This is a genomic window from Mycolicibacterium tokaiense, from assembly GCF_010725885.1.
GTDB classification, from domain to species: domain Bacteria; phylum Actinomycetota; class Actinomycetes; order Mycobacteriales; family Mycobacteriaceae; genus Mycobacterium; species Mycobacterium tokaiense.
This window is the reverse complement of the sequence record NZ_AP022600.1, coordinates 4,849,486-4,865,478: the sequence shown is the minus strand read 5'-3', so window position 1 is coordinate 4,865,478 and position 15,993 is coordinate 4,849,486. Positions and strand designations below refer to the sequence as shown.

Genomic DNA, 15,993 nt, shown 5'->3' with positions numbered 1-15,993 from the left:
GATCCTGCGCGGTCGGCGCGGCGCGAGCTTGGAGCTTGTGTGGAGAACAGCTGGAGATCAGCCGGAGCTGCCGTCAGGCGGGGATCACCACGGTGAGCTCGTTTCCGCTGCGCTCCATTCGCATCCCGGCGCGGCGGGCCACGGCGGCCACCCCGGCGGCATCGGTGGGCTCGGCCCGCGAGGAGACCAGCGCCCGGGCCAGTCGGCCCTTGTGCGCCTTGTTGAAATGGCTCACCACGCTGCGGTGCCCGTCCGGATGCTCGGCCAGCACATCCACCCGTACCGCGGCGGGTAGCCGGCCGAGACCCGCGTACGACCCGGACCGCAGATCCACCACCAGCTCGCGATCGGCCAGCTGGGCCAGCGCGGGCTCCAGCACCGGCCGCCAACGGGCCGACAACGTGGGTCTACCGGGCAATTTCGATCCGGCCGAGAGCCGGTAGGCGGGTACCTGGTCATCGGCGCGCAGCAGGCCGAACAGTGCGGAGCCGACGGCCAGCCGGGCGCTTGCGCGCGCCGCCGCGGCACCCCGCAGGGATCCGACATCCAGTGCGTCGTACAGCACGCCGGTATAGCGGTGGATCGCGGGCATCGTCGGGGCGGTGCGCAGGGCGGCGTTGCGGTCGATTTCGGCGTCCTGGGCGGCGGAGATGCCCAGCGCGGCGCGGCTGGCGGGCCGGTCGGCTGCCAGGGTCACCAGCTCGTCGATCAGCTCGGCGCGCAGCGGGGTCAGCTCCGCGGTGGCCAGGCTGTCGAGGTCCAGCGGCGGCCCGTCCCCGTCGGGCTGTTTGGTTTCCGAGGGTGGCAGCAGCACGATCACGGCGCAGACCCTAACCGAGCCGGCCGCGGGCCAGCAGCAGCGGCACCCGTTGCTCGGCGGAGGTCAGCGAGCCGTGGTGGCCCAGCAGCGCCGATTCCAGTGGTTCGACGGTGCGCCGCACCATCGCCGCAGAGTCCCTGGCCGCCACCACCAGGTCGCCGATCCGGGCGGCCACCCGGGCGCTGACCTGCGGGCCGAACCAGCCGGCGGTGATGGCCTGGTCGCGGGTGAGTACCCAGGCCCGGTCGGCGACGACGGCCGACCAGGTCTGGCCCACGTCGGCGGCCGCACCTGCCCGGACATAGACGTGCCGGGCGCGGGGTTCACCGGCGATGTCCTCGACCCCGTCCAGCAGTTCCGGTGCCGCGTCGATGTCCAGCGTGGTCTCCGGGTCGGCTGTGACCATCCCGTGGTCGGCCACCACCGCCAGCAGACCGCCCGGCGGCAGTGCCTCGACCACGGATTCCACCAGCCGGTCCACCTGTCGTAGCTGCAGCCGCCAGGCCCGGGACCCGGGGCCGTGCAGATGGCCCACCAGGTCCAGATCTGCGTGGTAGCCGTAGCAGAAGCCGCCGTCGTCGATCACCTGGGCGACGGTGGCGGCCAGGTCACCGAGGGCGTGCACCCCGACGTAGCGACCGCCGCGCAGCACCGCCCGGGTCAGGCCCGAGTCGGTGAACTCCGCTGCCGAGACGACGCTGACCGCCACCCCGGCCATCGCGGCGGTCTCGAATGTGGTCGGAAGTGGTTGCACCTCTTCGGGAATCAGCTGCTCGCGCAGGTCGGCACCCCACGGATGGGGGCGCCAGCGCAACGCGTTGATCACCCCGGTGCCGGGCACCCGGAACGTGTAGCCGACCATCCCGTGTTGCCCGGAGCGCCGGCCGGTGCCGACGGCGGCGAGCCCGGCAGCGGTGGTGGACGGGAAGCCCACCTGCAGACTGCTGCTGCGCAGCGCGGCCAGGGTGGGCGCGTCGGCGGCGTGGGCGTCCAGCAGATCCGCACCCAGCCCGTCGACCAGCAGGACGCAGGCACCCGACACCTCTCCGAAGGACAGCGGGGAGTCCAGACCGCCGACGCCCATGGCGGCCAGCACCCCCGGGACCACGTCGGCAAGGTGGGGGAGCGCGGGATCCGGCTGGGGGAGGGCGGAGTTCACTTGCGGTGCACCGAGACCGAGTAGTCGCCGCCGGTGAACGGCGCCCGGTCCCACGTCGCCCAGCGGTGTACCGGGGTCAGGCCCGCCGCCTCGGCGTGGCGGTCGTAGTCGCTGAGCCCCAGGCGGTCCGGGCGCAGGGTGAAGCCGGCAACCACCAGGCCACCGTCGACCACCGTGGCCGCCATTCGCTGCAGCACTGCGGCTTCGGAACCGGGCGCCAGGTAGATCATCACATTGCCGGCGAGCAGGGCCAGGTCGACGGGTTCGGGCGCTTCCCACGTGCTCAGGTCGCCCAGAACCCAGCTCAGGCCGGGTGCCTTCGACCGGGCGGCGGTCAGCATGCCCTCGTCGGCGTCCACGCCCAGCGTGCTGTACCCGCGGGCAGCCAATTCGATTGCCACCCTTCCGGTTCCGCAGCCGGCGTCCAGGACGCGTGTGCCGCCGGTCTCCTGCAGCAGGTGCTGCGCCAGGTCGGCTTCGCCGTGGACGTTCTGGCCGGCCCGAGCCAGCCGGCGCCATCGACGGTCGTAGTCGTCTCCGCGGGGTGCATCGGTTCCGGTCCAGCGAGTTCCCATGGTGGAATTCAACACCACCCTTGACATGCAGCCACATGGCTGCATATTGTCCTCCCGTATGGACGAGGTGTTCAAAGCGTTGGCCGACCCCAGCCGGCGCGCCCTGCTGGACAGTCTCGACGAGCGAACCGGGCAGACCCTGACCGAGCTGTGCAGCGGCCTGGCGATGGCCCGGCAATCGGTCAGCAAACACCTCGCCGTGCTCGAAGCGGCCAACCTCATCAGCACCCGCAGGCAGGGCCGGGAAAAGCTGCACTACGTCAACGCCGAACCCATCAACGCGATCGCCGATCGCTGGATCCGCCGTTACGACCGGGCCCGCGTGCAGGCCTTGGCCGACCTCAAGACCGCACTGGAAGGTGAAACCATGACCCAGACAACAGATTTCGTGTACACAACCTACATCAGAACAACACCAGAGCGGCTCTGGCAGGCGCTCACGGACCCGGTGTTCTCCCAGCGCTACCTGGGGCACGCGCTGGTCACCGAGAAGTGGGACGTCGGTTCCACCTACGCCTGGTGCGACGGGCAACTCGACATCCGCAACCCCGAGCAGGTGGTACTCGACTACCAGCCCTACACCCGGCTGTCGGTCACCTTCCACACCTTCGTGCCTGAGATAGCCACCGCCAAGGGCATCGACGCAGGCGTGGTCGAACAGGCCGCCACCGAGCCGCGCTCCACGGTCACCTTCGAACTCGTTCACGTCGAGGACCAGGTCAAACTCACCGTGGTGCATGCCGGGTTCCCCCCGGGCAGCGTGGTGCGCCCGTTGATCTCGGGGGGCTGGCCGTGGAAGCTGTCCAATCTCAAGAGCGGCCTGGAAGCAGCCGGGGTGGCGGCATGACCACCAGAACCGTTGTGGGCCAACAGGAGTGGGAGGCGGCCTGGCAGCAGCTGCTGATCGAGGAGAAAGCGCTGACCCGGGCGCGTGACGCACTGGCTGCCAAACGCCGTCGGATGCCGTGGCTGGAAGTGACCCGGCCCTACCGTTTCGACGGCCCCGACGGACCGGCCACCCTGGGTGATCTGTTCGACGGTCGCCGCCAGCTCGTGGTCTACCGCGCCTTCTTCGACGACGATGTGCACGGCTGGCCCGACCGTCCCTGCGTCGGGTGCTCGATGGTGGCCGACCACGTCGGCAACCTGGCCCACCTCAACGCCCGCGACACCACTCTGGTGTTCGTCTCCCGGGGCGCCCAGGCGGACATCGCCCGGGTCAGGCAGCGGATGGGTTGGGCCATGCCGTGGTTCACCCTCACCGACAGCTTCGACGCCGACTTCGGGGTGGATCTCTGGCACGGCACCAACGCCTTCATCCGCGAGGACGGTCGCATCTACCGGACCTATTTCATCAACAACCGCGGTGACGAGGCACTGGGCTCCACCTGGAGTTATCTCGACATCACAGCGCTGGGTCGCCAGGAGCAGTGGGAGGATTCACCGGCAGGCACGCCGCAGTCCCCGCCGTATCAGTGGTGGCGCTGGCACGATGAATACGGTGAGGACCACAACGCTGGCGGCTGCCACTAGCCTGCTGATCGCCATCGGGTGTCTCGCGGCACCGGTTGCGCACGCCCAGCCGGCCACCGTGTCACCCGTCACCGCAGAGCAACTCGGCGCCACCTGGCGACCCGGCTGCCCGGTGCCACCCGAGCAGCTGCGGCTGGTCGAACTCGACTATCTGGGGCTGGACCTGCAGACCCACCGCGGGCAACTGGTGGTGCACCAGGACCTGACCGACGCGGTGATCGCGGCGTTCGACCGGCTCTACCGGCTGGGCTTCCCGATCGAACGCATGCGCACCGTCGAGAACTATCCCAACGCCGACGACGAACTGTCGATGCGCGACAACAACACCTCGGCCTTCAACTGTCGCGACATTCCCGGCTCGGGCAGCTGGTCCTATCACGCCTACGGTCAGGCCATCGACATCAATCCCCGCTTCAACCCCTACATCGACCGCACCGGGGCTTATCAGCCGGCCAACGCCGAGGTGTTCGTCGACCGCAACCGCATCGACCCCGGGCTGCTCAAGGACGGTGATGCCGCCGTGCGCGCCTTCACCGATCACGGCTGGACCTGGGGCGGCAACTGGCGAACACCGAAGGACTACCAGCACTTCGAGTGGTCCTGACGCGCACCCGGGTCAGGCGTGCCTGCCGGCCTTCTGCTTGATCTTGTCCGGCAATGCATCGGCAACCAGGAGGTGCGGCAGCAGCTCGGGTTCGCCCATGATCGCGCGGAACACCATGCCCACCGTGATCTCGTGGTCCGGGCGACTCACCAGTTCCACTTCGTCGCCGGCCTGCACCGTGCCCGGGTGGATCACCCGCAGATAGGCGCCCGGGGTGGCGGCTTCGGTGAACGTCTTCATCCAGCCCCGGATGTCGAGGAACTTGGCGAAGGTGCGGCACGGCGTCCGCGGCGAGGTGACCTCGAGGACGAGGCCGTGGGAGCCCACCTGCCAGCGTTCCCCGATCCGCGCCCCCGTCACGTCGAGCCCGCAGGTGGTGAAGTTCTCGCCGAAGATGCCGTTGGGCAGCTCCCGGCCGAGTTCGATCTGCCAGGCGTCGAGATCCTCGCGGGCGTAGGCGTAAACGGCCTGATCGTCACCGCCGTGGAACTTGGGGTTGCCGATCAGGTCGCCCACCAGCCCGCTGCCCAGACCACCGCGGCGCGGGCCGGGCTCGCGCACCTCGACCGGGTCTCCGGTGGGCCGCTTGTCGATACCGGTGGACAGGTCGGGCTTGTCCGGGTTCACGCGCGCAGCCGCGATGTTCACGGTCAGGATGGACGGCATGGCGACTCAGTACTTGGGCAGCCGGACGACCTGGACGAAGAACTCGTCGATCTGACGGACGGCGTTCATGAACTGGTCCAGGTCCACGGGCTTGGTCACGTAGGCGTTGGCGTGCAGTTTGTAGCTGCGCAGAATGTCCTCCTCGGCGGAGGAGGTGGTGAGCACGACCACCGGGATCAACGACAGTTCGGCGTCGGACTTGATCTTCTCCAGCAGCTGACGACCGTCGTACTTGGGCAGGTTCAGATCCAGCAGGATCAGGTCGGGCCGCGGTGCGCCCTCGAACGGGCCCCGGCGGTACAGGAAGTCCAGGCCCTCCTGACCGTCGTGCGCGACGTGCAGGGTGTTCTTGATCTTGTTGTGCTCGAACGCTTCCCGGGTGATCAGCTCGTCACCGGGATCGTCTTCGATGAGCAGTACGTCGATCGCGCGACCCTCGTCTGTCATGCGGGGTTTCCTTCCGGTTCGGCGGGCAGGGTTTCGGCGGGCAGGGTTTCGGCGGGCAGGGTGAAGCAGAAACGTGTTCCGTCGGTGTACGACGTGTCGATCCAGATGGTTCCGCCGTGGTGTTCGACGATCTTGCGGCACACCGCAAGACCGATACCGGTGCCACTGTAGGTGTCGCGTCCGTGCAGGCGCTGGAAGATCACGAATACCTTGTCGGCGAACTCGGCCTCGATGCCGATCCCGTTGTCGGTCAGCGACAACACCCAGAACCCGGCGCGTTCCCCGGAACCCGGTGCGCAGTCGATGACGATCCGCGGCACGGCTTCCGGTCGGCGGAACTTCATGGCATTGCCGATCAGGTTCTGCCACAACAGCGCCAGCAGCGTCGGATCACCGACCAGGTGCGGCAGCGTGGCGGGCCGGACGATCTCGGCACCGGTCTCCTCGACGGCGGCGGCCAGATTCGCCAGCCCGGCGTCGAGGGTGGCCGCAAGGTCGACGTCGGCGTGGGCGGCGTTGAGCCTGCCCACCCGGGAGAAGGCCAGCAGGTCGTTGATCAACTGCTGCATCCGCTTGGCACCGTCGACGGCGAACCGGATGTATTCGGTGCCGCGCTCGTCGAGTTGGTCGCCGTAGCGCTTCTCCAGCAGCTGGCAGAACGACGCCACCTTGCGCAGCGGCTCCTGCAGGTCATGGGAGGCCACGTAGGCGAACTGCTCGAGTTCGGCGTTGGAGCGGCGCAGTTCGATCGCCTGTTCGTCGAGCTCGGCGGCCTGTTCGGCCAGGCGTGCGCGCGCGGTGGTGGACGTCTCGAGTTCCTCGACGATGCGCCGCCGCATGTCCTCGACGTCGCTGGCAATCCCGCGGATGTCGCGGGGGCCACTTTGGGGAATGCGTTCGGCGAATTCGCCATCGGTGATGCGCCGGCACGCGGCAGCCAGCATCGCCAACGGCCGGGTGACGGCGTTGCGCACCAGGATCGCCAGCAGGCCCGCGGTGAGCAGGAAGGCCACCACCACCGTGATCAGCACGATGTTGCGCCAGGTGTCCACCCGGTCCAGGTCATCGGCGGCGGCTTGGCGTGCCTGCACCAGGTTGGCGTTCTGGACGGAGAACATCTCGCGCAGGCGGTCGAAGGCCACCCGGCCCGATTCGGCGGTCGCGGTGTCCACCAGCGCGGGGATTCCCGGGGTGACAGTGCTGATCACCGGCTCGGCGTACCCCGAGCGCCAGGTGGCCGCGGTCTCCTCGATGGCAGTCAGGTCCTCCATCAGCTCCGGGCGGTCGCCGACGGATTCGCGCAGGGCGGCGGCGGCTTCGGCTTCCAGCCGCTGACCGTCGTAGTAGGGGGCCAGGAACTGGCGGTCGGCGGCGATCAGGTAACCGCGTACTGCCGTCTCCTGATCCCGCAGCGCTGCCTGCAGCTGATACGCGGCGATGCGGGCGGGGCCGATGTCCTCGGTCAGTTCCTCGGTGACCTGGTCGGAGCGGCCCAGCAGCAGCACCGTCGCGACACCGCCGGCCAGGACCACCAGGCCCATGACGGACAGCACCAGGTTCAGCCAACCCTGCACCGTGAGAATCCGGTCGGATCGGGTGTGCGGTTCGGTCATCGGGTGACCCGCTCGACGCGGACCACGGCGATGTCGTCGGTGAGTCCGCCGTGGTCGCGGGCCAGGTCCTCGGCGCCGTTGATGAGAGCGTCGACGAACTCCGCACCGCGCAGGTCCGCGAAGGAGCGAGCCAGCTTCAGCAGGCCGTCTTCGCCGAGGCGTTCATTGCCGCGCCCAGAGTGCCCCTCGAACAGGCCGTCGGTGAGCAGCACCAGCCCGTACCCGGGCGGCAGGGCGACCTGTGTGGCTTCCCACGACCCGCTGCGCAGCCCCAGCGCGGGTCCGCCCGGCGGTTCCACCCACTCCACGGTGCCGCCGCCGTGCAGCAGCATTCCGGGGTGGCCGGCTCGCACCGCGGTGATGGTGGGGCTGTCCGGCGGGATCGCGAGGCTCAGCACAGTCGCGAAGATCTTCCTGGTGGCGCGTTCGGCGTGCAGGATTCGGCCCAGCTGGCCCATGCGGTCCGACCCCCGCAGGCCGGCCAGCGTCAGGGTGCGCCAGGCAATCCGCAACGCCACCCCGAGCGCCGCCTCGTCGGGACCGTGCCCGGCGACATCGCCGATCATGACGTGCACCGTGCGGTCCGGGGTCTGGACGAAGTCGTAGAAGTCGCCCCCCAGCAGCGCATTCGCGCGGCTGGGACGGTACTGCGCCACGATCTCCACCCCCGGGTGGTCGAGCAGCAGAGGCGACGGCAACAGTCCGCGCTCCAGGCGGGCGTTCTCCGAGGCCCGCAGCTGGCTGGCGTGGAGTTCCACAGCAGTGAGCTCGGCGCGCTTGCGCTCGATGGCATAGAGCACCGCGCGGCGCAGCATCTCGGGTTCGACCCGGCCCTTGACCAGATAGTCCTGCGCGCCGGATGCCACCGCGGACACTCCGAAGGGTTCGTCGTTGAGCCCGGTGAGGACGATGACCGGGACGGTGGAGTCGAAGGCGGCGATCCGGTCCAGCGCGGTGATACCGGCCGCATCGGGCAGGTTCAGGTCCAGCAGCACACAGTCCGGCCGCGCGGCGGCCAGTTCGCGTTGGGCGTCGGCCATTGTCGGTGCCCACACCAGCCCGATGTCGGCGGCGGTGTCGGCGATCAGTTCCTCGACCAGAACGGCATCGGCGCGGTCATCCTCAACGAGCAACAGCGACAGCCGCTGATCATAGGGATGGTAGGGCAGGACCGGCGCCGGATCCGGGACGTGCGGCGCAGTCATCGACAAATCAGGGTCCTTCGGTCACAGCCGGTCAGACGGCGCAACCCTTGCTGGAGTGCGACCAGACGACCTTACCGTGGACGGCGGTCACATGTTCGAAGGCAGGGGGCGCGCCGTCAGGCCGTGCGTTGCAGCAGTGGCAGCAGCATGCTGCGCCGGGCCGCCGCGGCGTCGGCAAAATCATGGAGCGCGTCGGCGACGCTGTCGACCACCGGCAGCAGTCGGTCCCGCAGGTCCTCGTCGAACAGCGCCATCACGGGCGCCGCGCTGACCAGCGCCCATTCCACGCCGGCAACGGCACACGCGTCATCAACGGCGGCCAGGAGTGCGGCGCCTTCGGCGGCGATGGACGTCGACTCACTGAGATCCAGCACGAAGGAGGTGTCCGGCAGGACGAAGCGCAGCACCCGGGCCGTCACCGGTTCGATGTCGGCAGCGGTGATGTCCCCGCGGACGGCGACCACGGTGGCGAGGTGGCGCGAGCAAGCACGAATATCAGCAGTCATTGACAGCCTCGTTTCCCGATGGTGACCGAACTGTGATCTACGGTATCGCCGCCCACCCGCTACGGAGCCCGATTCAGCTAATGCTTTGATAAGAAACAGTCGTCACACACTTCTCAGTGGACCCGGCTCAACAGGGCAGAGATTACTTGCGGGTAAGTTCTGTGGGCTCGCCGGCAAACTAGGGAACCGGCACCGACAAAGCAAACGAGAACGCCCCGCGAGCACGCATGCTCGCGGGGCGTCAGTCGGTCGTCGATCAGATGTCGAAGCGGTCGGCCTCCATCACCTTGACCCACGCCTTGACAAAATCGTTGACGAACTTGTCCTTGTTGTCGTCCTGGGCGTACACCTCGACGATGGCACGCAGCACCGAGTTGGAGCCGAACACCAGGTCGGCGGCGGTGGCGGTCCACTTCTTCTCGCCGGTGGCCCGGTCGACGCCCTCGTAGACGTTCTCCCCGGTCTCCGCCGACTTCCACTTCGTCCCCATGTCCAGAAGGTTGACGAAGAAGTCGGTGGACAGCACACCGGGGGAGTCGGTGAACACGCCGTGCTTGCTGCCGCCATGGTTGGCGCCCAGTGCCCGCAACCCGCCGATCAGGACGGTCATCTCCGGAGCGGTGAGGTCCAGGAAGTACGCCTTGTCCACCAGCAACTGCTCCAGCTGAGCCTTCTCGCCCGCCTTGGCGAAGCTGCGGAAGCCGTCGGCCTGCGGTTCGAGCACTGCGAACGACTCGACGTCGGTCTGTTCCTGGGTGGCATCGGTGCGGCCCGGGGTGAACGGCACCGTGATGTCGAAACCGCCGTCCTTGGCGGCCTTTTCGATCGCCGCGTTACCCGCGATGATGATCAGGTCGGCCAGTGAGACAGATGCAGAAGCCTTGCCGTTGAACTCGTCCTGGATCTTCTCCAGCACCGGCAGCACCTTGGCCAGCTCGGAGGGCTCGTTGACCTCCCAGCTGCGCTGCGGCTCCAGACGCAGCCGGGCGCCGTTGGCGCCGCCGCGCTTGTCGGTGCCGCGGAAGCTCGACGCCGACGCCCACGCCGTCTTGACCAGCTGCTGGATCGACAGGCCGGAATCCAGGACCTTCGCCTTCAGGTCCGCGACCTCGGCATCCGAGACCAACGCACCCTCGACGGCCGGCACCGGATCCTGCCACAGCTGCGGCTCGGCCACCCACGGGCCGAGGTAGCGGCTGATCGGGCCCATGTCTCGGTGCAGCAGCTTGTACCAGGCCTTGGCGAAGGCCTCGTCCATCTCTTCGGGATGGTCGAGCCAACGGCGGGTGATCTCACCGTAGATCGGATCCACGCGCATCGAGACGTCGGTCACCAGCATGGTGGGCTTGCGCGGCGGACCGCCGAACGGATCGGGGATGGTGGCCTCGGCGTCCTTGGCCTCGAACTGCCAGGCCCCGGCGGGGCTCTTGGTCAGCTCCCACTCGTTGCCGTAGAGGATCTCCAGGTAGCGGTTGCTCCACTCGCTGTTGGTGCCGGTCCAGATGACCTCGAGCCCGCTGGTGACCGTGTCGTTGCCCTTACCGGAACCGAAGGGGCACTTCCAGCCCAGGCCCTGCTGCTCGATCGGGGCGCCTTCGGGCTCGGGGCCCACGTTGACGTCGGCGGCGCCGTGGGTCTTGCCCAAGGTGTGGCCACCGACGATCAGCGCCGCGGTCTCTTCGTCGTTCATCGCCATCCGGCCGAATGTCTCGCGGATGTCGTGCGCGGCGGCCAGCGGATCCGGCTTGCCCTCCGGGCCTTCGGGGTTGACATAGATCAGGCCCATGGTGGTGGCGCCGAACGGCTCGGCCAGCTCGCGGTCGCTGTCGTTGGTGCCGCCGTAGCGCTTGTCGGTACCCAGCCAGGTGTCCTCCTGACCGAACAGGATCTCCTCGGGCTCGTAGATGTCCTCGCGACCGAACGCGAATCCCGCGGTCTTGAAGCCGGACTGTTCCAGCGCGGCGTTGCCGGCGTAGGCGATCAGGTCGGCCCAGGAGATCTTGTTGCCGTACTTGCGCTTGATCGGCCACAGCAGCCGGCGCGCCTTGTCCAGGTTCGCGTTGTCGGGCCAGCTGTTGAGGGGGGCGAAGCGCTGCGCGCCCTGCCCGGCCCCGCCGCGGCCGTCGTAGATCCGGTAGGTGCCTGCGGCGTGCCAGCTCATCCGGATGAACAGGCCGGCGTAGTTGCCGTAGTCGGCGGGCCACCAGTCCTGCGAGGTCCGGATGAGGTCGATGACGTCGGCCTTGAACGCCTCGACATCGAGCTTGGCGAATTCCGCCGCGTAGTCGAAGGCCTCACCGAATGGATTGCCCTTGGATGACTGCTTGTGCAGAACCGAGACGTCGACCTGCTCGGGCCACCAGTCCTTGTTGGTCAGCGGAGCATGCACCTTGGGCGTCGGCGAGTCGATGATCGGGTTCTCGGACTCGCTGTTGCTGCTGGTCTTGGCATCCGAGTGCGGAGGGCGCGCATCGGAGGTATCAGAGGACACGAGATTCCTTTCAGAAGGGCGGTTATCTTCTCAGGGCTGATGAAACAGGTGCTGCACAATCGGGGCACAGGCCCCAGTAGATGACCTCGGCCTCGTCGATGGTGAAGCCGAGATCGTCTGATGCGGTGAGACAGGGCGTGTCGCCGACGGCGCAGTCGACGTCGGCGATGACGCCACAGGAGCGGCACACCACGTGGTGGTGGTTGTCGTCGACCCGCGATTCATAGCGGGCAACCGAGCCCGACGGCTGGATCCGTCGCACCAGCCCCACAGCAGTCAAGGCATTGAGCACGTCGTAGACGGCTTGCCGGGAGACCTCCGGCAGAGCGGAGCGGACGGCACCGAAGATCGTCTCGGTGTCGGCGTGCGGGTGGGCGTGGACGGCTTCGAGAACGGCGACCCGGGGTCGTGTCACCCGGAGGTCAGCTGTGCGCAGCTGCTCCGCGTAATCCGAGTCCGGGTTCACATCCGCCACCCTGCCCGCTTTTCTGGAATGAGTCAAGACTTGGCCGCCACCAATCTGAAAAGGGCTGTGGTAGCACCCGTTATCATTCGGGCCATGGCCAAACTCCAGCTCACCCGGGAGCTGTCCCTGAGCCCCGACGACGCCTGGGCGCACGCCTCCGATCTCGGTTCCCTGGGGGACTGGCTGGTGATGCACGAGGGGTGGCGCAGCGACCTGCCCGACGAGATCACCGTAGGCACAAGGATTGTCGGGGTGGCAGGCGCCAAGGGGATGCGCAATCGCGTCACCTGGACGGTCAAACGGTTCGACCCACCTTCACAACTCGAGGTCATCGGCTCGGGAGTCGGGGGCACCAGGTACGGGCTCGCCATGAAGGTGACGCCGACCGCGAACGGATGCGCGTTCGCCGTGACCCTCGACCTCGGCGGCCCACCGCTGTTCGGTCCCATCGGCGCGGTGGCCGCGCGCGCGGTCAAAGGGGACATCGAGCGTTCGGTGCAGCAGTTCGAGAAGCTCTACGCGTAGGCCGTCACGGCCGCCGCGGGGCGCAGCAGTACGCCGCGAGCACCCGCACCTGCGCCATGATGGCCGCCAGTTCGGTGTGGCCGGTATCGGAGTAGATCTCGACGATGTAGCGGGTGGCGCCGTCGTCGGCCGTGGCCACCAGCACCGCGCGGTAGCCGAGTTCCTCGAGCAGCGCGACCTCCGCCGGATCCGACTCCGTGAGGTCGACCGACGCCAGGAACGGCACGCCGGTGGTCAGCGCCCGTGCCGTGGCCGGGTAGTCGGCCAGCGCGAACACGGTGTCCTGTGGCGCGGCCAGCACCCGTAACCCGGACACCCCGTCGCGGGCGCTCTCCACCCCGCGATACGCGCGGATGCCCTGACCGTCCTCCGTCACCATCGACAGCGACCAGGCCGCCGCGCCGGCGACATTGCACACCTGCACGGCCAGGATCTGCAGAGCCTGGGCGGGTGTCCGCGGTGGGTAGCGGTCCAGCAGGCCGGTGACGTGTGCCACCAGGTCGACGGTCAGCGCCGGCAGGACACCGCGTTGCCGAACCCCCGCTGCGGGTACCGGGTTGTCGTCGGCGATCCCGGTGCTGAACCGGCCCGGCCCCAGCCGTTTGGACTGCAGCAGGGCTGCGTCCGCCGCCGCCACCAGTGCAGGCCCGTCGGCCACCGACGTTCCGCTGACTGCGGCGCCCCAGCTCAATGAGATCGGCTCGCCCGCATACTCGATGATCGCGCGGGTGGCGCCGACGGCGAAGTTCTCGGCGTCCTGGAGTCCGCAGCGGGGCAACACCACGCAGAACTCGTCACCGCCGAGTCGGGCCACCACGGAACCGGGGATGGCCGAGGCGGTGGCTGCCAATGCGTCGGCGACGGTGCGCAGCAGCGCATCACCGGCGGGGTGCCCGCGCTGGTCGTTGACCTCCTTGAAACCGTCCAGGTCGCACACCAGCAATGCCGGCCGGACCTCCTCGACGGTCATGTCGGCGAACGCCTGATCGAGGCCGCGCCGGTTGGCAAGCCCGGTGAGGGGGTCTTCGAACGCCTGCCGCCAGACCGTGCTGAACAGCTGGGACCGGCCGACAGCCACGGCCATGTGCGCGGCGATGGCCTGCAGCAGCTGGACGTCATCGGCGCCGAAACGCCTGCCGTCGGTGCCGCTGACCCACAGCTCGCCCCACATGGCGTCGTTGTACATCACCGGAACGGCCAGCTCGCTCTCCTTCTGGACGGTCCACAGCACCGAGCGGGGATCCGGGGATGGATCGTCGATGGAATGGACGTAGGGCAGCCCCTGGCGCAGCAGCTGCATGATGCGGCGATCGACATCCACCGGATATGTTTCGTTCTCCGGCCACGGTTCTTCGCCCGGGCCGAGTTTGCCGGCGTTGATCAGGGTGCGCAGCGCGTTTTCGTCGCGTTCCCAGCGGCTGATCGACACCGACGCCGCATCCAGGACCGACAGGGTGTGGTGCGCAACGACTTCCAGTACCTCGTCGAAGTACCGCGCGCACAGCACCGCCTGGGACATGTGCAGCAGCGACCTCAGGACATCCACCCGCTCGGTACCGGCGCCATCCAGCAGCTCCGACATCGCCGGGAACAGCGCGTGGTCGGGAGAGGACGCAGAGGCGCGGACATCACGGCGATGGCGCCACTGCGGCATCTCGGTCATGTTCCACCCCGCGAACTACGGCTCACCCCGTGTGCCTGAGCCTACGCAACCGCGCCGTCCCCGGGTCACGATCTGAAAGACTGTCAGACGGGCCAGTTCTCACGGCGAAACGCCGCGTCGAAGAACATCCACTCGTACCGTGCCGTGGTGGTGAAGTGCATCCGGGCCTGAACCTGCGCCTCGGGGTCCAGCGTCGGACCCACCCGGTCGGCGAGGGCGATCACCTCGGCCACGGCGGCGGCGAACTCGTCGCCGGAGTAGGTGTCGATCCAGCGCTGGAACCGGGGGTCCGGTGAACCCTTCGTCACCAGATGGCGGCCCACCTCGAGATAGATCCAATAGCAGGGCAGGATGGCCGCCAGGCCGTCGACGAAACTGCCCGAGTAGGTGGTGGAGAGCAGGTAGCTGGTGTAGGCGACCGTGGTGGGTGCCACTGGCGTGGCAGCGATGTCGGCCGGGTCCAGCCCCAGCTCCGGCAGCAGGGACGCGTGCAGGGCCAGCTCGTCGTCCACCACGCCGGCGGCATGTTTGGCGAACATCGCGGTGTCGGCCAGCGTGGGGCACCTGGCCCCGATCAACGCAAGCGTGCGCGCGTACTCCCGGAGGTAGTGCACGTCCTGAGCCACATAGTGGGCGAAGACGTCGGCCTCCAACGAGCCATCGGTCAGGCCGGTGATGAACGGATGCGCGACGATGGCCTCGAAGATCGGGGTGATCTCCTGCCACAGCTGCGTGGACCACGGATCGGCGCTCGGTGTTGTCACCGGGGCCACTCTAGCCCACGGTAAGGTCGGGGGATGGGCGGCGATCCGGCACGGTGGCCCTCGCTGGCCGGGCATCTGATGTGTGCCGCAAACCTCTTCGGCGACAAGGGTTTTGCCCGCGTGACTCAGTGGTTGGCGGGGGAGTTTCACCGCGTGGGCAACGCTGACTTCGACCGCGAGTTCAGCGCCCACATCAAGCTGCCCGGCGTGGTCGAGGGCGATTACGCCCACCGCATCGTCACCACGTCGGCGGGCGTGATGATGGGTGGCATCCGATTCTACGGCCGCGACATCGGCCGCCCGTTCGTCGACGTGATCTGTCACGACTTCACCGACGTCGCCGCGCTGGCCGACTGCGTGCGCCGGGAGTGGCGGACCTTCGACGTGCGCTGGGCCCGGCTGCACGACCTGCCCGGGGTGCGGCCGCTGCCGGGCACCGTCGTCGACGACACGGTATTCGCGGCGCCGTGTGCGCGACTGACCGCACCCGACGGCCGCGTCGGCCTGACCGCCTTCGGCGATGCAGAGGAGGCCGTCGACTTGGTGATCGCACGCTACGCGGCGCTTGCAGAGCAGGACCCGCAACTCGCCCGAAACCTGCGCGCCGCCGATCCCGACGACGTGCGCCGCTGGCACCGGGACAACACCGTGCACGCAATCACCGTCGACGACATGCCGGTGGGCGCGCTCGCCGTCGCGCCGGGTGAGGTGCTGTGGATCGATGGTTACGAGATCCAGGAAGAAGTGATTCTCACTACGCACCGGGGTCGCCACCTGGCCGCGTCCGCGCAGGCAGCGTGGGGCAGACTGCCCGGCGTCGACCCGCGGAGATTGCTGGTGGGGACCATCGACCGGCTGAACACGGCGTCGCGTCGGACCGCTGCGCGCGCGGGACGGTCCGCCGTCCTGGAATCCGTGTTCATTCCGTTGCGGCCGTCGCATTCTGCACAATGAGT

17 protein-coding genes are annotated in these 15,993 nt (G+C 68.5%); 5 read left to right on the top strand and 12 right to left on the bottom strand.

The window, feature by feature from the left end:
* Nucleotides 1-73 precede the first annotated feature (73 nt).
* From yaaA to G6N58_RS23735, 3 genes are read right to left on the bottom strand one after another with little or no spacing between them, the layout of a single operon-like run.
* Nucleotides 74-820 (bottom strand): peroxide stress protein YaaA, encoded by a 747-nt coding sequence (gene yaaA, locus G6N58_RS23745; protein WP_115281291.1) that lies wholly within the window; start codon nt 818-820, stop codon nt 74-76.
* A gap of 10 nt (nt 821-830) precedes the next feature.
* Nucleotides 831-1,979 (bottom strand): alkaline phosphatase family protein, encoded by a 1,149-nt coding sequence (locus tag G6N58_RS23740; protein ID WP_232067977.1) that lies wholly within the window; start codon nt 1,977-1,979, stop codon nt 831-833.
* Nucleotides 1,976-2,554, bottom strand: coding sequence for a class I SAM-dependent DNA methyltransferase (locus G6N58_RS23735; RefSeq protein ID WP_115282116.1), 579 nt, complete (start codon nt 2,552-2,554; stop codon nt 1,976-1,978). Before G6N58_RS23735 ends, G6N58_RS23740 begins: the two co-directional genes overlap by 4 nt.
* A 58-nt stretch (nt 2,555-2,612) precedes the next feature.
* Between G6N58_RS23735 and G6N58_RS23730 the strand changes: the two genes are divergently transcribed.
* The 3 genes from G6N58_RS23730 to G6N58_RS23720 are packed head-to-tail and all read left to right on the top strand — an operon-like array spanning nt 2,613 to nt 4,691.
* A complete protein-coding gene (locus G6N58_RS23730; RefSeq protein WP_115281292.1) occupies nt 2,613-3,401 on the top strand; it encodes an ArsR/SmtB family transcription factor in 789 nt (262 codons plus the stop codon).
* Nucleotides 3,398-4,087 carry a DUF899 domain-containing protein gene (locus G6N58_RS23725; protein ID WP_115281293.1) on the top strand — a complete coding sequence of 230 codons (690 nt, stop codon included), beginning with the start codon at nt 3,398-3,400 and terminating at the stop codon, nt 4,085-4,087. The genes G6N58_RS23730 and G6N58_RS23725 overlap by 4 nt, the downstream gene beginning before the upstream one ends.
* The gene (locus tag G6N58_RS23720; protein WP_115281294.1) at nt 4,047-4,691 is read left to right on the top strand and encodes a M15 family metallopeptidase; all 645 of its coding nucleotides are present in this window, start codon (nt 4,047-4,049) and stop codon (nt 4,689-4,691) included. The genes G6N58_RS23725 and G6N58_RS23720 overlap by 41 nt, the downstream gene beginning before the upstream one ends.
* 12 nt (nt 4,692-4,703) lie before the next feature.
* Here the strand turns inward: G6N58_RS23720 and G6N58_RS23715 are convergent, their stop codons facing one another.
* From G6N58_RS23715 to G6N58_RS23685, 7 genes are all read right to left on the bottom strand, one after another.
* Complete coding sequence (locus G6N58_RS23715; protein WP_115281295.1) at nt 4,704-5,357, bottom strand: MOSC domain-containing protein; 654 nt, start codon at nt 5,355-5,357, stop codon at nt 4,704-4,706.
* Between the two features lie 6 nt (nt 5,358-5,363).
* Nucleotides 5,364-5,804: a response regulator gene (locus G6N58_RS23710; RefSeq protein ID WP_115281296.1), complete on the bottom strand. Its 441-nt coding sequence runs from the start codon at nt 5,802-5,804 to the stop codon at nt 5,364-5,366.
* Nucleotides 5,801-7,417 carry a sensor histidine kinase gene (locus G6N58_RS23705; RefSeq protein ID WP_115281297.1) on the bottom strand — a complete coding sequence of 539 codons (1,617 nt, stop codon included), beginning with the start codon at nt 7,415-7,417 and terminating at the stop codon, nt 5,801-5,803. The genes G6N58_RS23710 and G6N58_RS23705 overlap by 4 nt, the downstream gene beginning before the upstream one ends.
* The gene (locus G6N58_RS23700) at nt 7,414-8,622 is read right to left on the bottom strand and encodes a PP2C family protein-serine/threonine phosphatase (RefSeq protein ID WP_163908369.1); all 1,209 of its coding nucleotides are present in this window, start codon (nt 8,620-8,622) and stop codon (nt 7,414-7,416) included. The genes G6N58_RS23705 and G6N58_RS23700 overlap by 4 nt, the downstream gene beginning before the upstream one ends.
* A 116-nt stretch (nt 8,623-8,738) precedes the next feature.
* On the bottom strand, nt 8,739-9,128 hold the full coding sequence (locus tag G6N58_RS23695; RefSeq protein WP_115281298.1) for an STAS domain-containing protein: 390 nt from the start codon (nt 9,126-9,128) through the stop codon (nt 8,739-8,741).
* A 256-nt stretch (nt 9,129-9,384) separates the two neighbouring features.
* Nucleotides 9,385-11,619: a catalase/peroxidase HPI gene (gene katG / locus G6N58_RS23690; protein WP_115281299.1), complete on the bottom strand. Its 2,235-nt coding sequence runs from the start codon at nt 11,617-11,619 to the stop codon at nt 9,385-9,387.
* Nucleotides 11,620-11,641: 22 nt separating this feature from the next.
* The gene (locus tag G6N58_RS23685; protein ID WP_115282118.1) at nt 11,642-12,085 is read right to left on the bottom strand and encodes a Fur family transcriptional regulator; all 444 of its coding nucleotides are present in this window, start codon (nt 12,083-12,085) and stop codon (nt 11,642-11,644) included.
* A 93-nt stretch (nt 12,086-12,178) separates the two neighbouring features.
* Between G6N58_RS23685 and G6N58_RS23680 the strand changes: the two genes are divergently transcribed.
* Nucleotides 12,179-12,610 (top strand): type II toxin-antitoxin system Rv0910 family toxin, encoded by a 432-nt coding sequence (locus tag G6N58_RS23680; protein WP_115281300.1) that lies wholly within the window; start codon nt 12,179-12,181, stop codon nt 12,608-12,610.
* Nucleotides 12,611-12,614: 4 nt separating this feature from the next.
* On the opposite strand, the gene G6N58_RS23675 is transcribed toward G6N58_RS23680, so the two are convergent.
* Together G6N58_RS23675 and tenA are read right to left on the bottom strand one after the other, a co-directional pair.
* Nucleotides 12,615-14,273, bottom strand: a complete 1,659-nt coding sequence (locus tag G6N58_RS23675) for a sensor domain-containing diguanylate cyclase (protein WP_232067976.1) — start codon at nt 14,271-14,273, stop codon at nt 12,615-12,617.
* An 83-nt stretch (nt 14,274-14,356) separates the two neighbouring features.
* The gene (gene tenA / locus G6N58_RS23670) at nt 14,357-15,037 is read right to left on the bottom strand and encodes a thiaminase II (RefSeq protein ID WP_232067975.1); all 681 of its coding nucleotides are present in this window, start codon (nt 15,035-15,037) and stop codon (nt 14,357-14,359) included.
* Nucleotides 15,038-15,070: 33 nt separating this feature from the next.
* Between tenA and G6N58_RS23665 the strand changes: the two genes are divergently transcribed.
* Nucleotides 15,071-15,991 carry a hypothetical protein gene (locus G6N58_RS23665; protein WP_115277057.1) on the top strand — a complete coding sequence of 307 codons (921 nt, stop codon included), beginning with the start codon at nt 15,071-15,073 and terminating at the stop codon, nt 15,989-15,991.
* Nucleotides 15,992-15,993 lie beyond the last annotated feature (2 nt).